The 17,972-nt window shown below is 38.7% G+C and carries 13 protein-coding genes and 1 pseudogene; 7 read left to right on the plus strand and 7 right to left on the minus strand.

Going from position 1 to position 17,972, the window contains the following annotated elements; genetic code table 11:
* Positions 1-140: 140 nt before the first annotated feature.
* Positions 141-2,165: an NADPH-dependent 2,4-dienoyl-CoA reductase gene (locus CL42_RS00460; RefSeq protein ID WP_035263738.1), complete on the minus strand. Its 2,025-nt coding sequence runs from the start codon at positions 2,163-2,165 to the stop codon at positions 141-143.
* Between the two features lie 138 nt (positions 2,166-2,303).
* Between CL42_RS00460 and CL42_RS00465 the strand changes: the two genes are divergently transcribed.
* Genes CL42_RS00465 through CL42_RS00475 form a run of 3 tightly spaced genes read left to right on the plus strand, consistent with a single transcriptional unit; the run spans position 2,304 to position 4,564 of the window.
* Complete coding sequence (locus CL42_RS00465; RefSeq protein ID WP_035263741.1) at positions 2,304-2,846, plus strand: PadR family transcriptional regulator; 543 nt, start codon at positions 2,304-2,306, stop codon at positions 2,844-2,846.
* 11 nt (positions 2,847-2,857) lie between these two features.
* Complete coding sequence (locus CL42_RS00470) at positions 2,858-3,784, plus strand: alpha/beta fold hydrolase (protein ID WP_035263743.1); 927 nt, start codon at positions 2,858-2,860, stop codon at positions 3,782-3,784.
* A gap of 57 nt (positions 3,785-3,841) precedes the next feature.
* The gene (locus CL42_RS00475) at positions 3,842-4,564 is read left to right on the plus strand and encodes an SIR2 family NAD-dependent protein deacylase (RefSeq protein WP_035263745.1); all 723 of its coding nucleotides are present in this window, start codon (positions 3,842-3,844) and stop codon (positions 4,562-4,564) included.
* A gap of 9 nt (positions 4,565-4,573) precedes the next feature.
* On the opposite strand, the gene CL42_RS17185 is transcribed toward CL42_RS00475, so the two are convergent.
* The 4 genes from CL42_RS17185 to CL42_RS00485 form a co-directional block, all read right to left on the minus strand.
* On the minus strand, positions 4,574-4,987 hold the full coding sequence (locus CL42_RS17185) for a hypothetical protein (RefSeq protein WP_171076721.1): 414 nt from the start codon (positions 4,985-4,987) through the stop codon (positions 4,574-4,576).
* Positions 4,988-4,999: 12 nt separating this feature from the next.
* Positions 5,000-5,242, minus strand: a complete 243-nt coding sequence (locus CL42_RS17190; protein ID WP_171076722.1) for a hypothetical protein — start codon at positions 5,240-5,242, stop codon at positions 5,000-5,002.
* Positions 5,243-5,296: 54 nt separating this feature from the next.
* Positions 5,297-5,500: a hypothetical protein gene (locus CL42_RS17195; protein ID WP_171076723.1), complete on the minus strand. Its 204-nt coding sequence runs from the start codon at positions 5,498-5,500 to the stop codon at positions 5,297-5,299.
* A gap of 128 nt (positions 5,501-5,628) precedes the next feature.
* Positions 5,629-7,086, minus strand: coding sequence for an aspartate ammonia-lyase (locus CL42_RS00485; RefSeq protein ID WP_035263747.1), 1,458 nt, complete (start codon positions 7,084-7,086; stop codon positions 5,629-5,631).
* Between the two features lie 368 nt (positions 7,087-7,454).
* On the opposite strand from CL42_RS00485, the gene putP reads away from it, so the two are divergent.
* Positions 7,455-8,969 carry a sodium/proline symporter PutP gene (gene putP, locus CL42_RS00490; RefSeq protein ID WP_035263749.1) on the plus strand — a complete coding sequence of 505 codons (1,515 nt, stop codon included), beginning with the start codon at positions 7,455-7,457 and terminating at the stop codon, positions 8,967-8,969.
* Positions 8,970-9,014: 45 nt separating this feature from the next.
* On the opposite strand, the gene CL42_RS00495 is transcribed toward putP, so the two are convergent.
* Complete coding sequence (locus CL42_RS00495) at positions 9,015-9,506, minus strand: Lrp/AsnC ligand binding domain-containing protein (RefSeq protein ID WP_035263751.1); 492 nt, start codon at positions 9,504-9,506, stop codon at positions 9,015-9,017.
* Between the two features lie 200 nt (positions 9,507-9,706).
* On the opposite strand from CL42_RS00495, the pseudogene putA reads away from it, so the two are divergent.
* A pseudogene (gene putA / locus CL42_RS00500) lies at positions 9,707-13,381 on the plus strand (trifunctional transcriptional regulator/proline dehydrogenase/L-glutamate gamma-semialdehyde dehydrogenase); the annotation flags it as partial.
* A 52-nt stretch (positions 13,382-13,433) separates the two neighbouring features.
* On the opposite strand, the gene pepN reads toward putA, so the two are convergent.
* Positions 13,434-16,043: an aminopeptidase N gene (gene pepN, locus CL42_RS00505; RefSeq protein WP_035263754.1), complete on the minus strand. Its 2,610-nt coding sequence runs from the start codon at positions 16,041-16,043 to the stop codon at positions 13,434-13,436.
* Positions 16,044-16,347: 304 nt separating this feature from the next.
* Between pepN and CL42_RS00510 the strand changes: the two genes are divergently transcribed.
* Both CL42_RS00510 and CL42_RS00515 read left to right on the plus strand, forming a co-directional pair.
* A complete protein-coding gene (locus tag CL42_RS00510; protein ID WP_035263756.1) occupies positions 16,348-16,611 on the plus strand; it encodes a hypothetical protein in 264 nt (87 codons plus the stop codon).
* Between the two features lie 199 nt (positions 16,612-16,810).
* A complete protein-coding gene (locus CL42_RS00515) occupies positions 16,811-17,971 on the plus strand; it encodes a hypothetical protein (RefSeq protein ID WP_035263758.1) in 1,161 nt (386 codons plus the stop codon).
* The last annotated feature ends 1 nt before the right edge of the window (position 17,972 follow it).

Consider the following 17,972-nt stretch of genomic DNA (forward strand, 5'->3'; position numbering starts at 1 on the left):
GTCCTTTTTGTTGTATCAGTCCAATCTTTTAGAAGAAAAGGGAGAATACTGCGTCAAGGAGAGGTCTCATTCAATTAAGTACCCTCTCCAAATCCTCTTCTTGCACTTTCATCTAGAATACAGGAGAGAAATTTTCTGGCTTAAATCTTGGCAGCCAATTCAGCGCCTTGACGAATCGCACGTTTTGCATCTAGCTCACCCGCCTCTTTCGCCCCACCAATTAAATGAACTTTTTTACCTACCTGCTCGAGTTGATCAAACATAGCCGTATATGATTCTTGACCTGCACAAATCACCACATGATCCACGTCTAATACGGTAGTTTGTTCATTGATTGTGATATGTAAACCTTGGTCATCAATCTTGTTATACGTTGCACCTGGAATCATTTTTACTTCGCGATTTTTTAATCCAGTACGATGAATCCAACCCGTCGTTTTACCCAAGCCTGCACCAACTGAAGTGGCTTTACGTTGTAATAAGTAGATTTCACGTGATGGCTGTTCTACTTGAGCAGGTTTTAAACCTCCTACATTAGAATATGATGTATCAATTCCCCATTCATCATAAAATTTTTGAGGATTCAAGCTTCCACTTTCCCCCTCATGGGTTAGATACTCAGCAGTATCAAAACCAATACCACCAGCACCAATAATCGCAACACGCTGTCCGACTGGTTTTTTCTCTCTTAAAACTTCGATATAAGACAACACTTTTGGATGATCAATTCCTTCAATATCTAAATGTCGAGGTGTCACACCTGTAGCGACTACAATTTCATCAAACTGATCTGTATTGAGCTCTTCAAAAGTTGCAGTATGGTTAAGTTTTAATTGAATTAAAGGCTGCAACTCAATTTTTCGCTTAAAGTAACGCAATGTCTCATAAAACTCCTCCTTTCCTGGAATCGTTTTTGCAATATTAAATTGCCCCCCAATTTGATCGGCTGCTTCAAAAATGGTGACCTGATGACCACGGTCAGCTGCATAAGTAGCAAAACTCAATCCTGCAGGACCTGCACCAATGACAGCAATTTTTTTAGGCGTATGGGTTTCTTTAAAAATGAGTTCAGTTTCATGGCATGCACGTGGATTAACCAAGCATGACGCAATTCTGAGTGAAAAAATATGATCCAAACACGCTTGGTTACAGCCAATACACGTGTTGATTTCGTCACTTCTACCCTGTTCAGCTTTTAGTACAAATTCTGCATCTGCAAGCATTGGGCGAGCCATAGAAATCATATCTGCATGACCTGAAGCTAACACGTGTTCAGCCATTTCAGGGGTATTGATACGATTTGAGGTAATCAATGGAATCTTAACTTCACCTTTTAGCTTTTCTGTCACCCATGTAAATGCTGCTCGAGGTACTTTCGTTGCAATCGTGGGTATACGCGCTTCATGCCAACCAATACCTGTATTAATGATAGTCGCGCCGGCTTTCTCAATTTCTTTTGCAAGATGGATGACCTCCTCAAGCGTTGAACCGCCCTCAACCAAGTCGAGCATCGAAAGTCTATAAATGATAATAAAGTTTTCACCCACCTCTGCACGGGTACGTTTTACAATTTCAATCGGCAAACGAATGCGGTTTTCATAACTCCCACCCCATTCGTCATCACGGTGATTGGTACGTGCTGCGATAAACTCATTGATGAGGTAACCTTCAGACCCCATAATCTCAACACCATCATAACCTGCATATTGAGCCAGCTTTGCACAGTTGGCAAAATCATCAATGGTTTGATGAACTTCAGCCGAGCTTAAAGCATGAGGTTTAACTGGATTAATTGGTGCCTGAATTGCTGATGGTGCAACATTTTCAGGCTGATATGAATATCGACCAGTATGCAAAATCTGCATTGCAATCTTACCACCAGCATCATGTACCGCTTGCGTAATGATTTTATGTTTCTCAGCTTTAGCAATCGAGTCTAATTTTGACCCTCCAGCAAAAGTCACACCAGCATCGTTGGGTGAAATTCCCCCCGTCACGATAAGACCGACCTGTCCTTGAGCACGCTCAGCATAAAATGCGGCCATACGTTCATAGCCACCTTCAACCTCTTCTAAACCTACGTGCATTGAACCCATCAATACACGATTTTTTAAAGTGGTAAAACCTAAATCTAGTGGTGCAAGTAAGTTTGGATAATTTGACATTCTGACCTCATGGCTCGCGTTTGCTTGCTATTATTGTGTGCTTCATGCAACTTGTTGCATAAATATATATTCTAATTTTGCTTTTTATGCAACATGTTGCATAATAAAGTTGATTCAAGATTTTACGATATATGATTTATGTCTTTAGCACATGTTTTGTTGACCAGTCTCATTGAAAAACCAAGTACAGGTATTGAACTTGCGCGTCGCTTTGACCGTTCTATGGGATTCTTTTGGAATGCAACTCATCAACAAATCTATCGTGAACTCAATGCTATGCAAAAAAAAGGTTGGATTTCGACTATTGATGAAGGTGATCCCAACTCGAGAAAGAAAAAATATAAAGTTGATGCTCTAGGTCGAACTGAACTTGCCAATTGGATGGTACAGCATAGTGAGCCTGCCCAACTCAGAGAAGAATTGATGGTGCGTTTAAGAGCTGAAGCACAACTAGGTGGTAATAATGTGTTGAAAGAATTGGAATCTCATTTAGAGATTCATAAAAATAAGTTAAAAATATATCAAGCGATTTACGATAAAGATTTTGCTAATAAAGATAATGATGACCGTACACTCTATATTCACAAAATGATTCTTCAATTAGGCATTGAATTAGAGCAAGGTTGGATCAGTTGGTTAGAACGTGTAATTCCACAATTGAAAATAATGAATACAAAATAAAGGATATATCTATGCCATTTTATACTATGCAAGATGACGAAAAATTATATGTTCGTGAAATTGGTCAAGGTGAACCTGTTTTGGTGCTATCTGGTTTAGGAATGCAAAGTTGGCAATGGATTCCTTTTTTTGCATTTAATTTAAAGAAATATAAATTCATTATTCCTGACTGGCGGGGTTTTGGTGGGTCTAAGCATTGTAAAATTCCAGATACTGATGCTATTTCAAGTCACTGGAACGATATTCAGGCATTGATCAGTCAACGCCCTAGACAACAATATAGAGTGATTGCTTATTCTATGGGGGCAACTACTGCCATGCATGGTATGCAATATGGTCAATTTGCTGATCAAATCCAAGCATACTTGCATATTGATCAAACCTCTAAAATACCTTCTGATGAAACTTGGAGTTTCGGGCTATTGGGCGATCGCTATCCAGAGTTCAAAAAGCTACTCATCGAACTTTCTTCTTTTTTACATCAACATGAAAATTATCAAAACCTGAGTGAATTACCTACTCACTTAAGCCGCGAATTAGTCGAGCTTTGGGTTAAATTTTTATCTTTACAAGATAATCATCAATTGAGCGCTAAAATTTTTAAAACAACACTCAATCAACCGAAAATTCAAAAGTTAATCCTCCCTATGCAACGTCTCGACTATATGCGTTGGTACATTGACAACTATCTAAAGCATAAAGAAGATTACAGAGCGGCGATCTCAAAGTTAGAATGTCCAGCAACTTTTTTTATCGGCGCTAAATCCGCACTCTATCCAGCGCAAGGGCAAAAGCTCATTGCTGAATCGGTTAAAAATCATCGTATCGTACTGTTTGAGCGCTCAGGGCATACGCCTTTGATCAATGAACCCATTAAATTCGCACAAGAAATTTCTAAATTTCTGAATCAAACTATATTAGCTCTAATGAATATTTGAATATTAAGTTGATCCAGACGTCATACGTGGGCATAAAATCAATAGGATGGAGATTGGATGAATCAGTCTAAAACAAAGCTTGTGATTTTTTCGGGTGCTGGTATGAGTGCTGAAAGTGGTATCAATACATTTCGAGATAGCGATGGACTTTGGGAAAACCATCGCATAGAAGATGTCGCAACGCCCGAAGCTTGGCGTAACAATCCTGTTTTAGTACAGCGCTTTTACAATGAACGGCGAAAAAAAATTTTAGCATCTGAACCTAATGCAGCACATCTTGCGATTGCAGCACTTGAACAACATTATGATGTACATGTGATCACGCAGAATATTGATGACTTACATGAACGAGCTGGAAGCAAAAAAGTACTACATCTCCATGGAAATATAAGACTGGCAAAAACCTCAGGGCCAGATGCTCAATTCACAGACAAATTTTACACAATTGAAGGTACTGAACTGGATATTTCTCGTGACTTCTGTGACGCTGGATATCCGCTTCGTCCACATGTCGTATGGTTTGGTGAATCCGTTCCCGCTTTTGAAGAAGCAGAAGTGATTTGCCAGCAAGCTGAAATCTTTGTTGTGATTGGAACAAGCTTAGCTGTTTATCCTGTTGCAAGCTTAGTACACAGTATTTCACCAAGCTGTGATGCGTATTATATCGACCCTAAAGCCGATCTCGGCCGTGTGCCACAACACTATACATGTATCTCAAAATCAGCAACCGAAGGAATGCAAGATTTGGCTAAACTTCTTTCTTCAGTTCAGCCAAATTGAGGCATGGGCTTATTTGAGTTTATCAAAATAAGGTTTTAACCATCGATATAACAAGAAGCCAATTAAGACAATCAAATAAAAAGGCCAAATCATTAATAAAAACACCAAAAGATCGAGCACAAATTGCCAGCCATATTTGATGCTATTCCAAGCACGCTGAATAAAGTGATCACCATTTAATCGCGCCACTGCATCAATATCAATATCAACCCTTTCTCGGACCAGTGTTGGTTGATTCAGTTGTAAACTGATCGTACTGAATTTAACACGGTCTTGAACTTCGAGTTGAGTGAGCCGTGTGATTTCATTCAAATGAGCTGGTCGTGCTTGACTTGAAATAGTCTGTGCTTGATTCATTTTTTCTTGAAGAAGCTTCAATTCAAAACGTTGTGCACTATAGCGTTGCTGATTCAGAAAAAACATTAAAGGTAAAAGTTAATTAACAACATGTGGGGCACGCTCACTCGGTACACGTAGCACCATAAAAGATATAGGTTCAACTTTTTCAAATACTTTTACTTTACCTTCTGAAATATTCTGACGTTTAAGATCAACCACATTGAAATCAATATCTTTTCTTTCAATAAATCCGCCTGCTTGAAGGGTTATTTTTTCAATCTCTAAACTGCTTTTCACCACATCTTTAACGGTAAAGTTAACTTGCGCCTCTCGAACCATACGACGAGTAAAATCAACCGAATTAACCTCTTGATTTAATATGACCTCAGGTTTTTACTCCTGGACGGGCAAAGTATTTGGTTCAGCCGCTTCTTGCATATCAACTTGCGTATCAGCAGTGTTTTCTTGAACTGCTTCAGCAGAGTGTTCCTCTATTTTTTTGAACAGGATGCCAGCATCATCGAACACAGCAGCGTGCTTATTACTATTCTTTTCATTCATTTTCTCTAAATTATAATGTTTGTATTGATGGCTCAAAATTTTAATTATTATAAACATTCAATTAAGAAATTATACTTAAAAGTTTCAATGAAAATGGCATACCTCATTGAATGAAATATGCCATCAATTCATATTCAATTGACTTTCAGATTCTACCTACTCTATTAGCTTACTTTGTCCATGTTCATATCATCGACAACATGACCAGCGATCTCAGACACTAAATTTTCAAAAGAGAAAATTTGATTTAACTGCTCTTGCGTCAAAAGATTCTGCTCAATGACAACTTGCTGAATGGTTTTATTTTCTGCAAGACAAACCTTCCCAATTTCATCACATTTGGCATGACCTAAGATCGGATCTAATAATGTGACGATACCAACACTTCGCATCACTGCATCGTAACAAGACTGTTCATTTGCAGTAATACCTTGAATACACTTGTTTTCCAGTGTTTGCATTGCTTGAATTAATAAATTGGTTGATTCATTTATGGTCAGTGCAATTACAGGTTCCATGACATTTAATTGTAATTGCCCCGCTTCAGCTGCCATGGTCACTGTCAAATCATTACCAATGACTTTAAAAGCAATTTGATTCACTACTTCAGGAATAACTGGATTGATTTTCGCAGGCATAATGGATGAGCCAGCTTGTAATTCAGGTAATCTAATTTCAGCTAATCCCGTACGAGGCCCTGAACTTAATAAGCGCAGGTCATTACAAATTTTTGAGAGCTTGACGGCTAAACGCTTTAAAGTACTTGATAGAATAATAAATACGCCACAATCACTGGTGGCTTCAACATAGTCTTCAGCACCTTGTAATTTCAATCCAGTAATTTGAGAAAGCGTTTGAACCACTTCTAGTGCATATCCATGAGGTGTGTTCACACCCGTTCCAATCGCAGTCGCACCCAAATTTATTTCTAGCAGTAAATGACGCATCTTTTGGATGAGGCGATAGTCTTCTTTTAATAGCGTCGCAAATGCACGAAACTCTTGTCCGAGTGTCATGGGTACAGCATCTTGGAGTTGAGTTCGCCCCATTTTAATTACGTGTTGAAATTCAGATGCTTTGATCTCAATAGCAGCGATTAATGAGCGAACTTGAGACAATAAATCTTCTAAACTGTAATATGTTGCTAGTCTCAATGCAGTTGGATAAACATCATTGGTCGATTGCGATTTATTCACATGGTCGTTTGGATGAATTACATCATATTGACCTTTAGGCAAGCCGAGATGCTCGAGTGCAAGGTTAGCCACCACTTCATTACTATTCATATTAATAGAAGTTCCAGCCCCACCCTGATAAATATCAATTGGAAATGATGATTTCCAACTTTCAGGCTGCTCAATCAGTTGATCACAAGCCCATTGAATCGCTTGGCTGACATCTTGACTCAATTTGGAAAATTTTAAATTTGTCTGTGCTGATGCTTTTTTTACCTGTGCCAATGCACGAATAAAATGTATGTTTTCACCTATTTGTTGATGCGAAATCTGAAAATTCTCCATCGCACGCAGGGTATGAATCCCATAGTAACGATCGAAAGGAACCGCTTTTTCACCGAGCAGATCATGCTCTATTCTTGTTTTATCAAATTGAACCGTAGACACTTTTATTACTCAACAATAATGCACCATTATCGTGCAATATCGATAATAGGCTTCATGCTTATTTTCACTATTGATTTAATACTTCTTTATGCAATAAAAAATTACAACTTCGCTGTTTAAGTGACAAATGTAACTTTATGTTAAAAATAATCATTTATAGAATTGTTTTAAACCTCAAAGTAAACTTTTTTGAAAAAATAGTCTTTGTAACCAAAATTACATTCAGTTTCACTAAACAACTATAAATCTCACTCAAATGTAACAGAGCGTAATTTTCAAAACGTGCTTGAATCAGCTCCTCGAATAATTCGATTAAAAATTCATCTCGGAAAGATGGTCATTTAGGACAGACAAAGGATGGCATAGCAATGAGCCAATTAAATCCTACGCTAATCACATTTATTTTTTATATTGTGGCGATGCTTGGCATTGGGCTTTATGCCTACAAAGCCACGAATAATTTTGATGATTATATTTTAGGTGGTCGGAGTTTAGGCAGTGTCGTCACTGCATTATCCGCAGGTGCATCAGATATGAGTGGCTGGTTACTCATGGGCCTACCTGGTGCAATTTATCTCTCAGGTTTATCCGAAGCTTGGATTGCCATTGGTTTAATTATCGGTGCTTGGTTGAACTGGCTGTTGGTCGCGGGTCGTCTACGTGTTCATACCGAAATACAACATAACGCATTGACTCTCCCCGACTATTTCACCAGCCGCTTTGGTGATCGGAAAAAAGTTCTTCGTATCATCTCAGCTTTTGTAATTTTGATTTTCTTTGCAATTTATTGTGCCTCTGGCATGGTCGCAGGTGCACGTTTATTTGAAAGCCTATTTGGTTGGGATTACAACACAGCCCTGTGGATTGGAGCAGTAGCAACGATTAGTTATGTCTGTATTGGTGGTTTTTTAGCCATCAGTTGGACAGATACATTCCAAGCAGGCCTGATGATCTTTGCGCTTTTACTTGCTCCAGTAATGACTTATTTAGCCATTGGTGAAAATGCTCAGCAAGTTAGTGTCATTGTGGAATCCGCACACCCATTAGCGAATAATTTACTTTCAGATCTCAGCACTGTAGCAATTTTATCTTCAATGGCATGGGGACTTGGCTACTTTGGTCAACCACATATTCTTGTGCGCTTTATGGCAGCAGATTCCGTGAAGTCTATTCCAGCAGCACGTCGAATTGGAATGACATGGATGATTCTATGTCTTGGTGGTGCAGTCGCTGTCGGTTATTTCGGAATCGCTTACTTTGATACGTTTCCTCAACTCAGTGCTGCAGTCAATGCAAATCCTGAAACTGTTTTTATGGAATTAACTAAAATTTTATTTAATCCATGGGTTGCAGGAGTGATTCTTGCAGCGATTCTTGCTGCAGTAATGAGTACCCTAAGCTGCCAACTATTGGTATGCTCTACCACGCTTACAGAAGACTTATACAAAGCATTTATTCGTAAATCTGCCTCACAAACCGAGCTGGTTTGGGTAGGTCGTTTGATGGTATTAATCGTTGCGATTATGGCGATCTTCCTTGCAATGAATCCGAACAGCAAGGTACTCGGTTTAGTTGCTTATGCATGGGCTGGCTTTGGTGCAGCATTTGGACCACTGATTATCCTTTCTCTCTTCTGGAAGCGAATGACCATCAATGGTGCATTGGCAGGTATGATTGTTGGTGCTGTTACCGTCATTGTATGGAAAAACACCATGGCTGATACTGGCGTCTATGAAATCATTCCTGGCTTTATTTTATCTTGGGTGAGTATTATGGTGGTGAGTTTATTAGGCCGCCCGCCAGCGCAAGATGTGACTGACCGTTTTGATGAAGCTCAACAGAAATATGAAATTGAAATGCAAGAAATCAAAAATGGAAGGTAATGAGAAATAAAAAATTAAGGGGCTTATAGCCCCTTTCTTATACATTTACTTTTTAAATGTTTGCTTAAGTTGCACTTGCGAAGATTCCTTAATAACTTCCATCACTGGATAGCTACGGGTTTCTTTGATGCCAGGCAGTTGCCATAAAACCTGTCCAGAGATCTTACGAAACTCTTCCATGTTGGCGCAACGAATTTTAACTACAAAATCAAACCCACCGCTGATCATGTGACATTCAACAATTTCAGGGTAACTTCTGACTGCATCAGAAAATTCTTCTAATACATTTGGAGTTGTTTTATCTAATAAAATTTCGACAAATACCACAAAACTTCGATTCAGCAGATCTGGATTTAACTTGGCTTCATAACCTGTAATATATCCATCTTTGGTTAGTTTTTGTACTCGAGCAAGCGCTGCTGTGGGAGAAAGATTGACCATTTCAGCAAGTTTTATATTTGATAGACGCCCATCTTTTTGCAAGATATCTAAAATTTTTAAATCTGTACGATCCAAGGTCATCATTTGAGTCTGCATGCGAATTATTCTCTAAATTTAACTCTAATTATAGTGAGTTATGCACCATATTTTCTGTAATTATAAATTAAATAAACCTTAAAGATAAATCTATTTCATTGTCACAGGACGCTGGCGTATATCTCATGGAACAACTTAGCTCACCCCTTTCTCGCCCAATAGACATTCAAGACATTACTGAATTTAAAGATAAATCAGATCTAGAATTAGAAATAAATCGTGCATGGCGCCGTGATGAATCTGAATGTGTCGAAACACTTCTCGAACAGACCGAGATTGATCAAGAAATTTCAGACAAAATTTATCAATTAGCCTTCAATTTAGCGCATTCATTACGTGAACGTAAAGGGTCAGCGGGCAAAGCAGGCATTGTACAGGGTTTATTACAAGAATTTTCATTATCTTCACAAGAAGGTATTGCGCTCATGTGTTTAGCTGAAGCGCTGTTACGTATCCCTGATAAAGCAACACGTGACTTATTGATCAAAGACAAAATCAACCAAGGTAATTGGAAAGATCATTTAGGTCAAAGCAGCCTAATGTTTGTAAACGCGGCAGCATGGGGCTTAATGTTAACTGGTAAGTTAATGGAAACACCTAAAGCAAATAGTCTATCTGGTCTTCTCACAGGCATCTTGGCACGAAGTGGTCGTGGCATTATTCGTAAAGCCGTTGATGTTGCTATGCGTATGATGGGTGAACAGTTTGTGACAGGTGAAACCATTGATGAGGCGTTAAATAATGCCGAACGATTAGAAGAACAAGGCTTTCGTTACTCATATGATATGTTAGGTGAAGCAGCGCTTACAGATCATGATGCAGAGCGCTATTATCAAGATTATACAAATGCGATTCATGCGATTGGTAAGGCATCATCCAACAAAGATGTTTACGAAGGCCCTGGGATCTCAATCAAACTTTCGGCGCTTCATTCACGTTATCAACGCTCGCAAATTGACCGTGTACACGATGAGCTTTATCACAAAGTCTTTAATTTAGCGGTTCTAGCGAAACAATATGATATTGGTCTAAATATCGATGCTGAAGAAACTGATCGGCTGGAAATTTCATTGGAACTTCTTGAACGCTTATGTTTCGAACCAAAATTGAATGGCTGGAAAGGCATTGGATTTGTGATTCAAGCTTATCAAAAAAGATGTTTTTACGTGGTCGATTACATCATTGATTTAGCTAAGCGTAGTCAAAAACGTTTAATGATTCGTTTAGTCAAAGGCGCCTATTGGGACAGTGAAATTAAGAAAGCACAAGTTGAAGGCATGACCGATTATCCTGTCTTTACTCGAAAAGTGCACACAGATTTATCTTATATTGCATGTGCTCGCAAACTTTTAGCCGAACCAGACTTTATTTATCCACAATTCGCAACACATAATGCACAAACCTTAGCCACTATTTATCATTTGGCAAATCCTGAACAATATTATAAGGGACAATACGAATTCCAATGTTTACATGGCATGGGTGAACCACTTTATGAACAAGTCGTCGGTTCTAAAGCAGATGATAAACTTGGCGTACCTTGCCGAATTTATGCACCTGTCGGAAATCACGAAACCCTTTTGGCTTATTTGGTTAGACGATTGCTTGAAAATGGGGCAAACACGTCTTTTGTAAATCGTATTGCTGATAAAACACTCAAAATTGATGAGTTGATTGAAAATCCACATCAAACCATTGATGTCACAAGTCGAATCGAAGGCAAAGTTGGATTAAAGCACCCTGCTATTCCATATCCGAAACATTTATATGCTGATCATCGCCCTAACTCTCTTGGAATTGATCTTGCAAATGACCAAGACCTTGAACATTTGAATCATACTTATCAACAATGGTCTAAAGTTCAAATTAAAGCCACCCCAATGGGTCTGAGATTAGATGAATCCGTACACGATACAGAGTCAATGGCAATTCTCAATCCTGCGAACCATCAAGATATTGTCGGTGAAGTGACGGAGACTCATGCCATGCAAGTGGAAATGGCGTTAGTTAATGCGACTGAAGCACAGCAGGATTGGCAAAATTTAGAAAAAGATCAACGTGCAGAATATTTAATTACAGCATCCAATGTGATGGAGTCTCGACTTGAAGAGCTAATGGTTCTGCTCAGTCGCGAAAGCGGTAAAACATTTGCCAATGCGATTGCTGAAGTACGCGAAGCAGTAGATTTCTTACGCTACTACGCAGCACAAGTGAAAGATCTAGAACACAAAGCCGTTATTCAACCCTTAGGTACAGTACTGTGTATTAGTCCTTGGAACTTCCCATTGGCAATTTTTACAGGTCAAATCGCGGCGGCACTTGTAACAGGGAATACTGTAATCGCCAAACCAGCGGAGCAGACTCCTTTAATTGCCTCAATTGCAGTTCAGATTCTTTGGGAATCTGGCGTACCACAATCTGTCTTACAACTCTTGCCAGGACGTGGTGAAACAGTGGGTGCACAACTCAGTAGTGATCATCGTATTCAAGGCATTATGTTTACAGGGTCCACTGAGGTTGCGAAAATTTTGCAGAAAACCGTTTCAAAACGACTGAATCAATTTGGTCAATCAATACCTCTCATTGCAGAGACTGGCGGTCAAAATGCCATGATCGTAGATTCTTCTGCCCTGACTGAACAAGTGGTATTAGATGTTGTCAGCTCAGCATTTGATAGTGCAGGTCAACGTTGTTCAGCACTGCGAATTTTATGTGTTCAAGAAGATAATGCGCATACCGTGATCAAAATGCTCAAAGGTGCGATGAAGCAATTGCGTGTGGGTATTCCAAGTTTATTAAAAACTGATATCGGTCCTGTAATTGATCGCGAAGCAAAACAAACCATTGATCAACATATCAATAAAATGAAATCTTTGGGTTATCCTGTTCAACAACTCATGCGGGATCAGGATGATTCCCACCTCAATCAAGGCACATTTGTTAAGCCGACTTTGATTGAGTTACCACATTTAGATGATCTTGAACGTGAAGTTTTTGGTCCAGTACTGCATGTCATTACTTATAAATATGGCGAACTTGATCGACTTATTGATCAAATCAATGCCAAAGGCTATGGTTTGACTATGGGCTTACACACGCGTATCGATGAAACCATACAAACCGTAATTTCAAAAGCAGAAGTTGGAAATCTCTATATTAACCGCAACATTGTAGGTGCTGTTGTGGGTGTACAACCCTTCGGTGGAGAAGGTTTATCTGGTACAGGTCCAAAAGCTGGTGGACCAATGTACATTTATCGATTAATGCATGAATGTACACATAAAAAAATTGCACAACCTTATGCAACGAGCCAAGGCGTTGAATTGACTGAACATCAAAATTTATTGAATCAATATAAAGATTGGGTCAATAAGTCATTTCCGCATTATCAAATGAAGGCGTTGCAACCAAGTTGTGTCGGACATAGCTATGAATTACAAGGACCAACAGGTGAAAGTAATCAATATGTTGTGTTACCGAGACATCGTGTTTTAAGCTTGGCAGATCAAGAAATAGATCAGATTCATCAACTTCATGCCATTCTCGCGGTTGGCTCTCAGCCAACTGTTCTAGGTGAGAATACGTTTGTTTTAAAATACTTACCGTCTATGCCTAAAGAAGTCGCTCAACGTATCGCCATCATTGCTGATATTGAGACAGGTAGTTTTGATGCAATTCTACATCATGGCACCAAAAATCAACTGTTAAAATTGCAAGATAAAGTGGCTCAGCGACAAGGTCCGATCATCGGAATTACACATCTAGAGCCTAGTAATTATGACATTCCTTTAGAACGCTTCTTTATTGAACGTGCAATTAGTATTAATACCGCAGCTGCAGGTGGTAATGCAAGTCTAATGACCATGCAAGCTTGATTCTGTTGAGTCAAAAAAAACCAGTGCATTGCACTGGTTTTTTATTTGTGATTTAAACAGCAAGCATACTATTTAAAGTTTCCGATACATTTTTAGATTTCACGATAGGTTTCAATGCTTCGAGTTTCGCTTTGACTTCGGCTTGTTGAGGTTGGGCTAACGTGTACCAACGTGACAAAAGTTGTAACAAACGTGAGCCTACAATCGGATTCTTTTCATCCAAATATTGAGCCAACTGAATAATGTGATCTACCCCAAAACTCCAAGTATTCACAGGGTTTGAATTTAAACCACCAGTTACAGCACGGATTCGATTAGGTACTTTAAGATCGTAATCAGCATGTGATGTCAGTTTTTGAATCGTCTCTGCTGTCGCTTTCGGATGAGCTGCTTGGATCATAAACCACTGATCCATTGATAGAGCTTCATCTTTAAAACGCGCATAGAAATCTTCTAAAATCTCAACAGCTTGCGGTGCATCATTCCACACTAATACTTTTAAAGCACCTAAACGTTCAGACATATTACGTGTTTGACGATACTGTTGCTCAGCTAAGTCAAATGCAGCTTCATCTCCTTGACGCGCAATAAAAGAAAGCATGATGTTCTTTAAAGCACGTGTACCCATAGCTTGGGAAAAATCTGACTGTGTTGCTGGATCTAAGGATAAATAGGTCTCTTTAGCAAAATCACCTAAACGGCGAGACAAAGTATCTAATAGAGCATTACGCTTTTCATAGATCGCTGTCGGTTGATAATCGTGGTCAATACGGCTACCCAAATAACCTTCACTCGGAACATCAAATAAACGTGAAGCTAACAGCGGATCTTGCTGAATTACTCTAGGTAGCGTTTTTAACATTGCTTCAATATATATATCAGCAGGTTGGTCATTTAATAAGATGCGCTCAAGCAATGTTTGCGTCGCTTGCCACTGATTAAAGCCATTGGTTTCGTACTGTAATAAGAACGCAAGCTGTTCATCAGTATAATTAAACTCTAAATTCACGGGTGCAGAGAAATTTCGTAATAGTGAAATTACAGGCACCTTCACCACATTTTTAAACTCGATCGTTGCTTCATCATTCGTGAATAAGTAAACACCATCTTTGACTTGATCTTCAACCAAAGCCGAGCATTCAAGTTGAAGTTGCTCACCAGTGTGTTCATCAAACAAAGCCAAAGCGACAGGAATTGGAACCGCTTTTAAGTTTGGATATTTTGGATGTGGTTTTAAACTTTGCTTAAAATTCAAACGATAAGTTTTCTGCTCAGCATCATACTCACCTTTGGCTTCAAGCTTAGGTGTACCCGGTTGGTTATACCAAGTTAAAAATCCTGATAAATCCACACCAGAACCTGCTGATAATGCAGCAACCCAATCTTCCACAGTCACAGCTTGACCATCATGGCGACGGAAATACTCATCCGTTCCTTTACGGAATTTTTCTTTACCTAATAAAGTCGCCATCATGCGGTTAATTTCTGCACCTTTTTCATACACAGTCGCTGTATAGAAGTTATTAATTTCTACGAAATGATCTGGACGTGGAGGATGAGACAATGGGCCTGAATCCTCAGGGAATTGATGCGCTTTAAGCACTGCCACATCATCAATTCGTTGAACAGCAGCAGACTGCAAATCCTCAGAAAAAGATTGATCACGGAAAACGGTTAAACCTTCTTTCAGACAAAGTTGGAACCAGTCTCGGCAAGTAATACGATTACCCGTCCAGTTATGGAAATATTCATGAGCGATAACAGATTGAACACGCATAATCGCAGCATCAGTCGTGTATTCTTCATCAGCTAAAACACATGATGTGTTAAAAATATTAAGCCCTTTGTTTTCCATTGCACCCATATTGAATGCACTGGTCGCGACAATCATATAATTGTCTAAATCATAAGGTAATCCATAGTGTTCTTCATCCCAACGCATAGAATGTTTAAGTGCTTCCATGGCAATATGGCACTTCGGAATATCTTTTTCTTCAGCATAAATTTCTAGAGCTACGTCACGACCTTCAGACGTGACGTAACGATCTTTTAATACCGCTAAGTCTCCAATGACACATGCAAAGAGATAGGCTGGTTTCTTGGTTGGATCTTGCCAAATGGTATAATGACGTCCTTCGCCCACTTCACCCGCTTCAATTAAATTACCATTCGCCAGTAGGACTGGAAATTTCTTATCCGCTTCGACACGTGTTGTGAAAACAGACAGCACATCTGGACGGTCTGGATAGAACGTAATTTTACGAAAGCCTTCTGGTTCGTTCTGTGTAACAAACAGATCAGATGCTGCTTGGTATAAACCTTCAAGTTGTGTGTTTGATTCAGGATGAATTTTAACGACTGTAACGATGCATGCATCATCAGGTACAGCTTTAATCACCAATTGTTCATCATCTAGATAATATTGCGAAGAATTTAACTCTTGACCATTCAGTGTAATTGACTTCAACTCAAGATCACGACCAAGCAAAACCAAATCACCTTCAGTCTGACGTTGCATTTTTAGTGTGCCTGTCACCATCGTATGATCGTCATAGACTTGGATATTTAAATCAATCGAATCCACGACAAATGCTGGCTTCTGATAATCTTTCAAAAAAATCGTTTGATCTGCTTCGATCACTGGATTTGCCGCGATATTCATAACTCGTCCTATAAGCTGTTCTTTACAGCGATTATGCTTTTATGTGAAGTCAATTGATCATAGGTCAAAATTGACGAATTGTCTGTGTTTGACGCTCTATTTAATATGGGTCTATTCATGTTTTTTTCAATTTAATTTATTTGTATTAACAACAGTTTGTTTCTTTATCACCCACTTCAATTATCTTGTCTATACACAATAGAAATGTAACAAAAATTCACTTCTTTATTTTCAAGCATAATTATTGCTTCAGTTTAAGAGCGGTAATCATCAAAAAACTTATAAATCATAAATGAGGTCAAATATGCTCATCAGGGACCACATAGTCAGAGTAGAAAACATCAAAACCATGCAGATGATGGATGCTGCTAAAATTGATCATCGCGTGATTGCAGCATTTTTAACCAGTGAGGGAATGCCTATTGAAACATCAGAAGTCACAGCTGTATTGAAAAACTATGATGCACTCGGAATCAAGAGATTATCTCAAAAGAAATCTCAGGTACTGATCCAAGCTAAAATGCAACATTTTTCCGATTCAGAGCTCCCTTGCCCTTTAACCTATTAAATCCTCTATCTAGGTCGATCTAACACTTGAGGAAATGATTTTCCTGTTCGATCTATTCATATATTTCACATAAGCAGGCATTCACCTGCTTATTTTATTGATCGCAACACCAGTCAGATTTGTTTTCAATACTGACTCAATCAAGCGATGTTGAACAATCGTGTGTATAATTCTTTCATCTTGAAATTAAAGTGCTGCCATGTTGCAAATTCTCCAAAAAAATGCTGATGAAAGTAGTTTCTGTCCACTTTGTCAGGCCAGTATGTACTTTATTGAAGCAGAAGAATTTGATAAAGAAATCCTATTCCATCAATGTTCCCATTGCCACCATCAAGTCTTTCAAGATGAAAACCGCAACTGCCATTGTGAGCGCTGCACAGCAAAACGAAAGAAATTGATGCAGGAAACTCGCATTCAAGAACAACGTAAGATTGCATCGAAGAATAAAGACATACAAGAACTCGATTTGCATCAACTGAGCTTTATGCACAAGTTGTTTTTACTCTCAATATTAGATCAACAAGTCCATGAGCATACCCAACATCAAGAATTCATCGATTGGGAAAATATTAAATATCATACCATTACCCCAAGTTATTTATTTCAAAATCATTTGATGAAACAACTTTTGAAAGACAATATTCTTGTCCCACGTGACTTTTCGAGTGAACTCAGTCAATACTATATTAATGTCCGTCTTGACGGCTATTCTGAGCCGAGCTTGTTTAGTATTACTCAAGCGTTACGTCAGCTCTTTTATGAAAATCTGAGCCAAGGTGTACCATTTAAAAATAGTGATGAAGTCAAAAGTGCACTCTATACTCTGTTGTACCAAGAAATTATTCAATTTGCGCAATACTACTGTCGTACTTGGGGCGTTCAAATTGCTGGAAATCAGAGTTTTCAAACCTTTTGTTTTAGATTATTAGACTCTCTTGCTGTGGGTCAAATCTATTATTTAGTTCAAACTGCGCTTGAGTATTTGCACCATCAGAAAGCACTCCAAGCCCGTAATGAAAATTTTATCAATACCAACCTTTTAAAAAAGACCTTACAGCAATATCGTGAACGTTCTTTAGCTGAAAAATGGGAAACCTCAACACTGCCAAGGCTACCTAACTTACCTTTAAGTAAAATGAGCGAAATCTTATTTTTTCATTTTCTAGGCTATGATGAATCAATCTTTTTTCAACCTGTTTGGCGATCGTGGAGTAAAATCGAGCCACGTTTAAATTTCTACTCACAAAAACGTTGTATGAATTGTGGCTCGAATGAACTTACTGTGGATTATGACGCAGATGACTATGTCAGTTTAATTTGTCGTAATTGCAATCACCAAGACCACTATTTTACACGCTAGC

The organism is Acinetobacter sp. Ver3, from assembly GCF_000632455.1.
GTDB lineage: Bacteria > Pseudomonadota > Gammaproteobacteria > Pseudomonadales > Moraxellaceae > Acinetobacter.